The sequence below is a fragment of the Acidovorax sp. 62 genome, from assembly GCF_002754495.1.
In the GTDB taxonomy this organism is placed as follows: Bacteria; Pseudomonadota; Gammaproteobacteria; order Burkholderiales; family Burkholderiaceae_C; genus Acidovorax.
The window spans coordinates 3,826,329-3,838,492 of the sequence record NZ_PEFJ01000001.1 but is presented as its reverse complement, the minus strand read 5'-3'; the positions used below and the strand labels follow the sequence as shown (position 1 = coordinate 3,838,492).

At 64.0% G+C, this 12,164-nt stretch carries 7 protein-coding genes; 5 read left to right on the top strand and 2 right to left on the bottom strand.

Going from position 1 to position 12,164, the window contains the following annotated elements; translation table 11 throughout:
• The first annotated feature begins 53 nt into the window (after positions 1-53).
• The 5 genes from CLU86_RS17165 to CLU86_RS17145 all read left to right on the top strand — a co-directional run bounded on the left by CLU86_RS17165 (position 54) and on the right by CLU86_RS17145 (position 9,603).
• Complete coding sequence (locus CLU86_RS17165; protein WP_099742452.1) at positions 54-3,626, top strand: indolepyruvate ferredoxin oxidoreductase family protein; 3,573 nt, start codon at positions 54-56, stop codon at positions 3,624-3,626.
• A 269-nt stretch (positions 3,627-3,895) separates the two neighbouring features.
• A complete protein-coding gene (gene yajC, locus CLU86_RS17160; protein WP_099657168.1) occupies positions 3,896-4,231 on the top strand; it encodes a preprotein translocase subunit YajC in 336 nt (111 codons plus the stop codon).
• A gap of 109 nt (positions 4,232-4,340) precedes the next feature.
• Positions 4,341-6,227 carry a protein translocase subunit SecD gene (secD, locus tag CLU86_RS17155; RefSeq protein WP_099742451.1) on the top strand — a complete coding sequence of 629 codons (1,887 nt, stop codon included), beginning with the start codon at positions 4,341-4,343 and terminating at the stop codon, positions 6,225-6,227.
• A gap of 11 nt (positions 6,228-6,238) precedes the next feature.
• Positions 6,239-7,192 (top strand): protein translocase subunit SecF, encoded by a 954-nt coding sequence (gene secF / locus CLU86_RS17150; RefSeq protein ID WP_099742450.1) that lies wholly within the window; start codon positions 6,239-6,241, stop codon positions 7,190-7,192.
• 17 nt (positions 7,193-7,209) lie between these two features.
• A complete protein-coding gene (locus CLU86_RS17145) occupies positions 7,210-9,603 on the top strand; it encodes a DUF1631 family protein (RefSeq protein WP_099742449.1) in 2,394 nt (797 codons plus the stop codon).
• A gap of 74 nt (positions 9,604-9,677) precedes the next feature.
• Here CLU86_RS17145 and dprA read toward each other — a convergent pair whose 3' ends face one another.
• Positions 9,678-10,838, bottom strand: a complete 1,161-nt coding sequence (dprA, locus tag CLU86_RS17140; protein WP_099742448.1) for a DNA-processing protein DprA — start codon at positions 10,836-10,838, stop codon at positions 9,678-9,680.
• 97 nt (positions 10,839-10,935) lie between these two features.
• Positions 10,936-12,138, bottom strand: a complete 1,203-nt coding sequence (locus CLU86_RS17135; protein ID WP_099742447.1) for a LysM peptidoglycan-binding domain-containing protein — start codon at positions 12,136-12,138, stop codon at positions 10,936-10,938.
• Between the last annotated feature and the right edge of the window lie 26 nt (positions 12,139-12,164).

The window sequence follows — 12,164 nt, the reverse complement described above, 5'->3', positions numbered from 1 at the left end:
CCCGCTGCTGCCCACAAGGTGTGGCAGGGCCGCCATCCCCCACGGAGACAGCCATGAACGCCCCCTTGCCCGAATCGATCCGCAAAGCCCTAGAGACGGTCACTCTAGAAGACAAATACACCTTAGGTGAGGGGCGTGCCTTCATGAGCGGCGTGCAAGCCCTGGTGCGCCTGCCCATGTTGCAGCGCCAGCGCGATGCGGCGGCGGGGCTCAACACCGCCGGTTTCATCAGCGGCTACCGGGGTAGCCCGCTGGGCACGTACGACCAGGCCCTGTGGGCCGCCAAGAAGCACCTGGCCGAGAACCACATCGTCTTCCAACCCGGTGTGAACGAAGAACTGGGCGCCACGGCGGTGTGGGGCACGCAGCAGCTCGACCTGTACCCGCAGAGCAAAAAGTACGACGGCGTGTTCGGCATCTGGTACGGCAAGGGCCCGGGCGTGGACCGCTGCTCGGACGTGTTCAAGCACGCCAACATGGCGGGCACCGCCCAGCACGGCGGCGTGATCGCCATTGCTGGCGACGACCACATCAGCAAGAGCAGCACCGCCGCGCACCAGAGCGACCACATCTTCAAGGCCTGCGGCACGCCGGTGTTTTTCCCGAGCAGCGTGCAAGAGATTTTGGACATGGGCCTGCATGCGTTTGCCATGAGCCGCTTCTCGGGGGTGTGGTCGGGCATGAAGACCATCCAGGAGGTGGTCGAGTCGTCCAGCAGCATCCACATCGACCCCGACCGCGTGAAGATCATCCTGCCCGAGGACTTTGCGATGCCGCCGGGCGGCCTGCACATCCGCTGGCCTGATGCGCCGCTGGAGCAGGAAGCGCGCCTGATGGACTACAAGTGGTACGCGGCCCTGGCGTACATCCGCGCCAACAAGCTCAACTACAACGTGATCGAAGGCAAGCAAGACCGCTTCGGCATCATCGCCAGTGGCAAGGCCTACAACGACACGCGCCAGGCGCTGGTGGACCTGGGCCTGGATGACGACACCTGCCGCAGCCTCGGCATTCGCGTGCACAAGGTCAATGTGGTGTGGCCGCTCGAAGCCACCATCACCCGCGACTTTGCGCAGGGCCTGCAAGAGATTTTGGTGGTGGAGGAAAAGCGCCAGGTCATCGAGTACCAGATCAAGGAAGAGCTGTACAACTGGCGCGCCGATGTGCGGCCCAATGTACTGGGCAAGTTTGACGAGGTGGAAGGGGACAACTCGGGCGGCGAGTGGAGCATGCCCAACCCCAGCCAGAACTGGCTGCTGCGCCCCAAGGCGGACCTCACGCCCGCCATCATCGCCAAGGCGATTGCCAAGCGCTTGAAGAAGCTGGGCGTGCCTTCAGACATCGTGGCCCGCATGGAGGCGCGCCTGGCCATCATCGAGGCCAGCGAACGCGCCATGACGGAGTTGAAGGTGGACACCGGCGAACGCGCCCCGTGGTTCTGCAGCGGCTGCCCGCACAACACCAGCACCCGCGTGCCCGAAGGCTCGCGCGCCGTCGCCGGCATTGGCTGCCACTACATGGTCAACTGGATGCCCGACCGCCGCACCAGCACCTTCACGCAAATGGGTGGCGAGGGCGTGACCTGGGTGGGCCAGCAGCCCTTCTCTACCGACGCCCACATCTTTGCCAACCTGGGCGACGGCACCTACTTCCACAGCGGCCTGCTGGCCATTCGCCAGAGCATTGCGGCGGGGGTGAACATCACCTACAAGGTGCTCTACAACGACGCCGTGGCCATGACCGGGGGGCAGACGGTGGGTGAGCGGCCCGAGGGGCACAGCGTGCTGCAGATCATGAACAGCCTGAAGGCCGAAGGCGTGGCCAAGCTCGTGATCGTGACGGACGAGCCGCACAAATACGACGGCGTGGCCCTCGCTGACGGCGTGACGGTGCACCACCGCGACGAGCTGGACACCATCCAGCGCCAGTTCCGCGAGATCAAGGGCTGCACCACCATCATTTACGACCAGACCTGTGCCACGGAAAAGCGCCGCCGCCGCAAGCGCGGCAAGCTGGCCACGCCCGACAAGACCGTGGTCATCAACGACCTGGTGTGCGAGGGCTGCGGTGACTGCTCGACGAAGTCGAACTGCCTCTCGGTGGAGCCCGTGGAGACCGAGTTCGGCCGCAAGCGCCGCATCAACCAGAGCACTTGCAACAAGGATTACTCCTGCGTCAACGGCTTTTGCCCGAGCTTTGTGACGGTGGAAGGCGGCCAGCTCAAGAAGCCCAAGAAGGAAAAGAAGGGCGACCTGTCGGCACTGCCCAACATCCCAGAACCCGTGCTGCCCGTGGCCGAAACCGCCTGGGGCATTGTGGTGGGCGGCGTGGGGGGCACAGGGGTCATCACCATCGGCTCGCTGCTGGGCATGGCCGCGCACCTCGATGGCAAGGGCGTGATCACCCAGGACGCCGGTGGCCTGGCCCAAAAGGGTGGCGCTACCTGGAGCCATATCCAGATCGCCAATCGCCCCGACGCCATCTACACCACCAAGGTCGATACGGCCAAGGCCGACCTGGTGATTGGCTGCGACTCCATCGTGGCCGCGCACAAGTACACGTTGGCTGTGATGCAGCCGGGCCGCACCTTTGTGGCGCTCAACACGCACGGCACGCCCACGGCGGCGTTTGTGAACAACCCGGACTGGCAGTTCCCCGGCGGCAACTGCGATGCCGCCATTGCCGCTGCCGTGGGTGCGGGCGGTGTGGGCAGCTTTGACGCCGAGCAGGTGGCCACCCAATTGCTGGGCGACAGCATCTACACCAACCCGCTCATGCTGGGCTACGCCTGGCAAAAGGGCCGGGTGCCGCTGACGTTCGCATCGCTGATGCGCGCCATGGAATTGAACGGCGTGCAGGTCGAGAACAACAAGGCCGCCTTTGAATGGGGCCGCCGCTGCGCGCACGATCTGGCGGCGGTGCAGGCTTTGTTTCAGGCGGCGCAGGTGATCCAGTTCGTCAAGAAGCCCGCACTGGCCGAGATGGTGGCCAAGCGCATTGAGTTCCTCACCGGCTACCAGAATGCCGCCTACGCCGCTGACTACCAAGTCTTTGTGCAAAAGGTGCAGGCAGCGGAATCGAAGCTGGGCAGCACCACCCGACTGACCGAGGCGGTGGCCCGTTACCTCTTCAAGCTCATGGCCTACAAGGACGAGTACGAAGTGGCCCGCCTGCACACCGACAAGGCGTTCACGGACAAGATTGCGGCCCAGTTTGAAGGCGACTACAAGCTGGTGCACCACCTGGCCCCGCCGATGCTGGCGAAGAAGAACGCCAAGGGCGAGTTGCTCAAGCAAAGCTACGGCCCCTGGATGCGCAAAGCCTTTGGCCTGCTGGCCCGCATGAAAGGCCTGCGTGGCACGGCGCTCGACATTTTCGGCAACACCGAAGAGCGCCGCACCGAGCGCGCCCTCATCGTGGAATACCGTGCCTGCATCGACGAGCTGCTGGAGCGCCTGAGCAGCGACAACCTGGCCCTGGCCGTGGAGATTGCCCGCATCCCTGAAGAGATCCGTGGCTACGGCCATGTGAAGGAGCGCCACCTGCAGGCCGCGCGCCCCAAGTGGAGCGGCCTGATGGCCCAGTGGCGCACCCCTGGGGCCCCGGCCCAACGCCAAGCCGCCTGAGGCGGGCGGCCACCGTGCCGTCGGGTCGGTGGGGTGGCAGGTTTGGGTGCTATTAAATTAATAGCTTCTGGCGCTTATTTATCAAGCGCTAGAAGCTATTTTTGTTGGAATTGCGCGCAACGCTGGCACCCGCCAACTCCCCCAGGCGCATCTGGTCTTGGGCTTGGGCGGGGTGCCGCATACAATGCCCGGTTACCCCATGGCGGGCGCCCTGGCGCTGGCCGTGTGGAATTTCTACCGTTTTGACCATCCGCTGTGGAGTCCCTGCCGTGTTTATTTCTTCTGCTTTTGCCCAGACCGCTCCTGCCGCCGCTGCAGGTGGTGGCGACCTGATGTCTTCGCTGACCGGCATGCTGCCTTTGGTGCTGATGTTCGTGGTGTTGTACTTCGTCATGATCCGTCCCCAGATGAAGCGCCAAAAAGAGCACCGCGCCATGATTGATGCCATCGCCAAGGGCGACGAAGTGGCCACATCGGGCGGCATCATCGGCAAGGTCACACGCCTGTCCGAAGGCTTCCTGCACATCGAAATCGCCAACAACGTGGAAGTGCAGATCCAGCGCAGCGCCGTGGTGCAAGTGCTGCCCAAGGGCACGGTGAAGTAAAGAACCTGAAGTCAGGGCGTGGCAGCGGTTGTCGCTGCCAGCCTTCGTCAGGGGCAGCGGCCACGGCGCCGCCCGCCCCGATAGCTTTCCGTGAGGTAAGAGCGCGATCATGAACCGATATCCGGTCTGGAAGTGGGCGATCCTGGTGATCGTGCTGCTGGTGGGTGCCTTGTACAGCCTGCCCAATTTCTTTGGTGAAACGCCTGCGGTGCAGGTCTCTGCGGTCAAGAGCGGCGTCAAAATTGACGCCGACGTGGCGCAGCGGGTGGAGCAGGCCCTGGCGGCTGCCAGCCTGACGGCCGAGCGCGTGGCGGTGGAAGGCACTTCGGTGCGTGCCCGCTTTGACTCCCTGGAAACCCAACTCAAGGCCAAGGACGCTATCCAGAAGGCCCTGGTGCCCGATGCGAACGACCCGAGCTTTGTGGTGGCGCTCAACCAGATCTCGCGCACCCCTGCCTGGCTCAGCGCCATCCGCGCCCGCCCCATGTTCCTGGGGCTGGACTTGCGGGGCGGTGTGCACTTCATGCTGCAGGTGGACATGCAAGCGGCCCTCACCAAGAAGGCCGAAGCCTACGCCGGTGACATCCGCACCGCGCTGCGCGAAAAGAACGTGCGCCACAACGGTATTTCGCGCGATGGCCAGAACGTCGACATCAAGGTGGCCGACGAGGCCACGCAGACCACAGTGCGCAACCTCATCAGCGACCAGTTTGCCGACCTGCAGGTGGTGAGCCAGCCCGATGGCGATGGCTTGCGCCTGCGCGCCAGCATCAAGCCCGAGGCGGCCCGCAAGGTGCAAGAGCAAGCCGTCAAGCAGAACATCGTTACGCTGCACAACCGGATCAACGAACTGGGCGTGACCGAGCCCGTGATCCAGCAGCAAGGCCAGGACCGCATCGTGGTGCAACTGGCTGGCGTGCAGGACACCGCACAGGCCAAGGACATTCTGGGCCGCACCGCCACGCTGGAAGTGCGCATGGTGGAAGAGAGCACCGAAGCCCGCGCTGCCGAGCAAGGCCGTGGCCCCGTGCCCTTTGGCACCGAGCGCTACCCTGAGCGCAGCGGCCAGTCCGTGATCGTGAAAAAGCAGGTCATCCTGACCGGCGAAAACCTGACCGATGCCCAGCCTGGCTTTGACGGCCAGACGCAAGAGCCCACCGTGAACCTGACGCTGGACGCCAAGGGCTCGCGCATCTTCCGCGACATCACGCGCGAGAACATCGGCAAGCGCATGGCCATCGTGCTGTTTGAAAAGGGCAAGGGCGAAGTGGTGACTGCGCCTGTGATCCGCTCTGAAATCGGTGGCGGCCGCGTGCAGATTTCGGGCCGCATGACCACGGCCGAGGCCAACAACACCGCGCTGCTGCTGCGCGCTGGCTCGCTGGCCGCGCCCATGGAAATCATCGAGGAATACACCATCGGCCCCAGCCTGGGCGCCGACAACATCGAGCGTGGTATCCACAGCGTGGTGTGGGGCTTGGCTGCCATTGCCGCGTTCATGTGCGTGTACTACCTGCTGTTCGGCGTGATCTCCAGCATTGCGCTGGCGGTGAACGTGATGCTGCTGGTGGCCATTTTGTCCATGCTGCAGGCCACGCTCACGTTGCCTGGCATTGCCGCCATGGCGCTGGCCATCGGTGTGGCCATCGACTCGAACGTGCTGATCAACGAGCGCGTGCGCGAAGAGCTGCGCGCCGGGGTGGCACCGCAGGCGGCCATCCACACCGGTTATGACCGTGCGTGGGCCACAATTTTGGACTCGAACGTGACCACGCTGATCGCGGGCTTGGCCTTGCTGGCCTTTGGCTCGGGCCCTGTGCGCGGGTTTGCGGTGGTGCACTGCATCGGCATTTTGACCAGCATGTTCTCGGCGGTGTTCTTCTCGCGCGGTCTGGTGAACCTGTGGTACGGCCGCCAGAAGAAGCTCAAGAGCGTTTCCATCGGCCAGGTCTGGAAGCCTGAGTCGGACGCCACTGCTGTGGCCAAGTCGCAATAAAGGAGGAAGACATGGAGTTCTTCCGCATCAAAAAAGACATCCCTTTCATGAAGCACGCGTTGGTTTTCAACGCGATCTCCTTCATCACCTTTGCGCTGGCGGTGTTCTTCCTGTTCTCTCGCGGGTTGCACCTGTCGGTGGAGTTCACCGGCGGCACCGTGATGGAAGTGGCCTACAGCCAACCCGCTGAGCTAGCCAAGGTGCGCGACACCGTGTCGGGCCTGGGTTATACCGACGTGCAGGTCCAGAGCTTTGGCACACCCCGCGATGTGCTGATTCGCCTGCCCGTGCAAAAGGGCGTGACGTCGGCACAGCAAAGCGAGCAGGTGCTGCAAGCGCTGAAGGCCGGTGATGCCAATGTGGTGCTGCGCCGCACCGAGTTTGTGGGCCCGCAGGTGGGCGATGAGCTGGTGCACGGTGGCCTCATGGCGCTGGGCATGGTGGTGCTGGGCATCGTGATCTACCTGGCGTTCCGCTTTGAGTGGAAGTTCGGCGTGGCGGCCATCATCGCCAACTTGCACGACGTGGTGATCATCCTGGGCTTCTTCGCGTTCTTCCAGTGGGAGTTCTCGCTGTCGGTGCTGGCCGCCGTGCTTGCGGTGCTGGGTTACTCGGTCAACGAGTCGGTCGTGATTTTTGACCGTATCCGCGAAGCCTTCCGCAAGTACCGCAAGATGACGACGCACGAGGTGATTGACCACGCGATCACCAGCACCATGAGCCGGACCATCATCACCCACGCTTCGACCGAGGCAATGGTGCTGTCGATGCTGTTCTTTGGCGGCCCGAGCCTGCACTACTTCGCCATGGCGTTGACCATCGGTATCTTGTTTGGTATCTACTCTTCGGTGTTTGTGGCCGCTGCCATTGCCATGTGGCTGGGTGTCAAGCGCGAAGATCTGGTGTCGGGTCCACGCAAAGAGGCCGATGATCCAAATGACCCCAATGCCGGAGCCGCCGTCTGACCCGGTAATATTGACGCATGCAGACAAACGACTCCCTCGTAGCGCAACGCCGCCTGGCGCGCCAGGCGCGCCAGCGTTTCGTTGAGGGGTTGTGCACCAGTCTGCCGGACCTGGACAAGACAGTGACCGAGTTCCTGTCGGCGCTTATGGCGCAAACAGGCACCCAGCGTGAAATGCAGACCCGGCGCGACGCCTGGCTGCTGTACCAGCAACACCACACGGCCTGGCTGGAGCGCACGGCCAAGACCTGGCGCGATGCGCTGGCCCCCCACTCCAGCAGCAGCCAGGGGCAGGCCGTACTGGGCAGCCAGTTCGAGCTGCTCAGCGACGATGTGGTGGAGAACAAGATCGTCGCTGCCCGCATGGCCATCACGGTGGCTGAGCAGGTGAGCCAGCAGTTTGACTCCTTGCGCCAGCGCACCCAGGTGCTGGAGGGCCAGGACATGGACAGCACCGACATCCTGCGGGTCGAGACGGTGTGCCTGAAGCTGGTGGAGCAATGGGTGGATGCGGGCTTGCCCCGCACCGATTTGCTCACGGTGGTTGACCCGCTGCAGCGCGAGCTGGCCAAGCAGGTCCAAAAGCACTACCAGGCCGTCAACGTGTTTTATGTGGAGCAAGGCGTGGCCATGCCCACGGACATGCGGGGGCGCGTGCGCCGCACCGCTTCGGGTGGCGTGGGTGGGGGCGCTGAATCCTCCGGGGCGGGTGGTTTGGCCTCCCAGGCGCTGGCCCAGTCGCGTGATGCCATGGCGGGCATGCAAGGTGCGCCGGGCGGGCGATGGGGTGGCCCGGCATCTGGCCGGGGCGAGCCTTTGCAACAGCGCCCCATGATGCCCCCCCAGCAAGGGCAGTACATGGCGCCCCACCCGGGCATGGTGGGCGGAGGCTACGGCGCCGCCACGGGCATGACGCCATTGATCCGTGCCCGCCAGCGTGCGCAGGGGGTGATGGGCCAGTTGCGCAAGCTATTGACCCAGCCCGCGACCGGTTTTGACATGGTCAAGGCTCCACCAGCCTCCGCTGCCTTGGCACACGCCTTGTCTGCGCAGCGGGTTCAGGCAGACACGTATTACAGCGGCGTAGCCACTCTCATGGAAGATTACAGTCCCGCTGCCGTGGTGCAGGTGGCTGGTGCCGTGCGCGAACGCTCGGTCGAGCTCAAGAAAAAAGCCGTCACCCCGGGTGAAAAGGCCATCATTGAGGTGGTGGCGCTGATGTTCCAGAGCATCCTGGCCGAAGACCGCATTCCACCCGCCGTGCGGGTGTGGTTTGCGCGCTTGCAGGTGCCGGTGTTGCGGGTGGCCCTGGCAGAGCCCGAGTTTTTCAGCAACCTGGACCACCCTGCACGGCAACTGATTGACCGCATGGGCGCTTGTGTCATGGGTTTTGACGCCACGGCGATCAACGGCAGCGCGTTGGAGGCAGAAATCCGCCGGGTGGTGCAGGTGATTGAGCAGTACCCCGAGACCGGGCGCCGTGTGTTCCAGCTGGTGTACGAAGAGTTTGAGAAATTCCTCTCCAAGTTCCTGACCGAAAAGCAGGCCACGTCGCGCCTGGTGAGCGTGGCCCAGCAGGTGGAGCAGCGTGAGACGCTGGCCATCCAATACACCATCGAGCTGCGGACCATGCTGCGCGACATGCCGGTGCGCGATGAGATCCGTGAGTTTCTCTTCAAGACCTGGGCTGAGGTGCTGGCTTTGTCTGCGGTGCGCGATGGTGCGCAGCATGCGGACACGGTGATGTTCAAGCAGACCGCAGCCGATCTGGTGTGGGCCGCCAGCGCCAAGCCCAACCGCACCGACCGCTCGCTGGTAATCCAGCAACTGCCGGGTCTGCTGCAGCGCCTGCGCCAGGGGCTGACGCTGATTGGTGTGACCGGGGCTGAGCAGGATGCGGGCATCAAGGTGCTGACGGACACCCTGGCCGAAGCGTTCTTATCCAAGACGGCGAGCATTCCGCAAGCGCACATCGAGGCCATGTCCAAGCGCTTGGCCAATTTGGAAGACTTCATCAACGATGCCACTCTGGGCGACATGCCGCTGAATTCCGAAAGCATCGAAATGATGCTGGGCATCGACGCATCCTCGATCTTCGTGATTGCCGACAACGGCGCGCCGGTGGACGACGCCATGGTGGCGTGGGCCCAGGACCTCAAGCCTGGCACTTGGTATACGTTGGACCACAATGGGTCTTCGGCCCAGGTGCAGTACGCGTGGCAGAGCAAGCGCAAGCAGTTGCATCTGTTTGCTGCCGTCGATGGCAGCAGCTACCTGATCCAGCTGCACCGGCTGGCGGCCTATCTGCAGACCGGCCTGCTGGTGGCGCAGGACGAAGAGGGGCTCACCATGCGTGCCACCCGCGATGCCCTGGCCAAGCTGGACGCTAACCCTGAGCGCCTGCTTGACTGAGCTTGCCTGCGTGCACGCAGCACGGGTGAGCGCCCTGTCACACCGCACAGGCTTCGGCCTACTTTGAGCGGCTCCTAGCTGCGCCCCATGCGCTGAAACAGGGCGCCGGGCAGCCGGGCGATGGCGCCGTCCAACTCCAATTCTAGGAGCTGTACTTGCAGGCTGGCCGTGTCCAGCCCTGTGCGGCTGACCAGCGCATCCAGCCCGACCGGGTCGTAGCCCATGGCCTGCAGCAGCGGGCTTTCGGCGGCTGCTGGAGGTGCATTGCTAGCCACCGCCTCGGGTGTGCGCGGGGCTGCAGACCATCGGCACTCTTCCAGAACATCTTGGGCCGACTCGACCAGTTTGGCGCCTTGCTTGATCAGTGCGTGGCAGCCTCGCGATTGGGGGGCGTGGATGGAGCCCGGAATAGCGAACACTTCCCGGCCTTGCTCGGATGCCATGCGGGCCGTGATCAGCGAGCCCGAGGCCAATGCGGCCTCGACCACCAGGGTGCCTTGCGATAGGCCGGAAATGATGCGATTGCGCTTGGGGAAGTTGCCTGCCAACGGCGGTGTGCCCAGCGGGTATTCGCTGACCAGCAGGCCGTGCCGGGCAATGCGGTGGGCCAGTGCCAGATGTTTGCTGGGGTAGACGCGGTCCAGTCCCGTGCCCACGATGGCGATGGTGGCGGCCTGTTCTGAGCCGTGGCCCGGCGCTACATCGGCCAAGGCCCCTTCATGCGCTGAGGCATCTACGCCCAGTGCCAGGCCAGACACGATGGTCAGCCCCGCAGCGCGCAGTGCTTTGGCAAATTGGTAGGCGTTGTCTGCCCCCTGTGCCGTGGGGTTGCGGCTGCCGACCACGGCCAGGCATTGCCCCTCGCTGAAGGGGGTGCCCTGCACCAGGGCTTGGGCGCCCATCACGTACAGCATCAGGGGCGGGTCCTCGGTGTCCAGCATTCTCTGGGGAAAGCGCCGGTCCCCCAGGGTGATGATGTCCCGGGCCACGCCTTCGGGGGTATCGGTCGCTTGCAGCCACTGCCAGGTTTTCTCCAGCAAGTCTGGCCACTCGGCGGGCTGCGTGCTCAGTGCTTGGGCCTGGCGCGGCGTTACCCACTGGCCCAAGACTGCTTCAGGCTGGGCAAAGATGCCTGCAGGCAGGCCAAAGGCCGCCAGCAGCTTGCGCGCAGCCTGGTTGCCAATGCCTTTGGTGGTGGCAAGCCGTAGCCATGCGCCCAGTTCGTCCCGGTCCATAGTTGGCCAATGAGGGTTGGAAGGTTTGTATGGGGGCGATGCAAAACGGGGCCCGAAGGCCCCGTTGCAGCGTGATCAATCGCAGGTTGGACTGCGTTTACTGTGGGTTGACCAGTCGGTCGCCCACCTGCACGCCAGTGCGCACTTCCAGCAGCAGCGCGTACGAGACCTTGTCAAAGGTCAAGAACACCATGGCCAAGCCGTTGTGTTCGCTGGGCAGCTTGATCATTGGCTTGCCGTCAGCTGTCGCGTCCTTGACGAGGTCGCCTTTGGTCAGCAAGGTCAGCACATGCCCTGGCTCAATGCCTTGGGTGGAGCCCATGTTGATGGCCACGACCTGGTTTTGGCCAGCCACCGCTACGTTGGAAGAGCCATAAATGGACACCACGCGGGCGTTCACGTTGGTTTGTGGCTCGTGGGGAATGTAGTTCTTGAAGTTACGGCCGGGCTCAGGAAGCATGCGGTCGCCTGCGCGAATCTCTTCCTTGGTGGCCGTGATGTCCACGGTGGCTGGCACCAACTCTTGCTTGACCTTGCCCTTGCCGTCGCTGACTTCTTCCACGGTTTCGCTGCGGGCCAGTTCGGCATTGCCCAGGTAGCGCGCTTCGTAGCCCAAGATTTCACCCGACACGGGGTCCTTCAGTGCCACGGCATCGCGGAACACGCGGAAGCTGCGGGGGTTGCCCGCCTTGGTGCTCAACTGGGCATTGGCGCTGCCGCGTGCGTACACACGATCGCCTGCGGCCATCAGCACGCGCTGGTCGGTCGTGGCCACCAGGCGGGGCGCTTGTTCAATGGTGGCGGCATCGGCCACCAGGGGCTCGACCAGGAAGGGCGCAATCAGGTGCGACTGGAGGGTGGGCAGGGCCAGGCTGGCCAGGCTGTCGGTGCGTGTGCGCGGCGACAGGCGCACGGTGTCGGAGCCGCCCACGGGCTGGGTGCGCAGGCGCGCATAGCCGTCGGACTTGTCCAGGTACAGCGTTTGTCCGGGGAAGATCAGGTGGGGATTGGGCAGAGCCTTGAGGTTCATGCCCCACAGCTCAGGCCAGCGCCATGGACTCTTGAGGTACATCTTGGAGATGTCCCACAGCGTATCGCCGCGCTTGACGACATAGGTGTCAGGGGCGTTGGGGGCCAACTCGGAGATCGGGATGCCCTTCTCTGACACCTGTTGCGCGGTGCTGCGCTGGGCATCGGAAATCGGGTACTTTTGTGCCAAGGCGGGCGTGCATGCCAAAGCTGCGGCAATGACTGTCAGCGCACCCAAGGCTGTTCGCTGCGCGCTGGAGAAAGTCATCATGTTTTTCCTTTTTTGATGCATTGAGA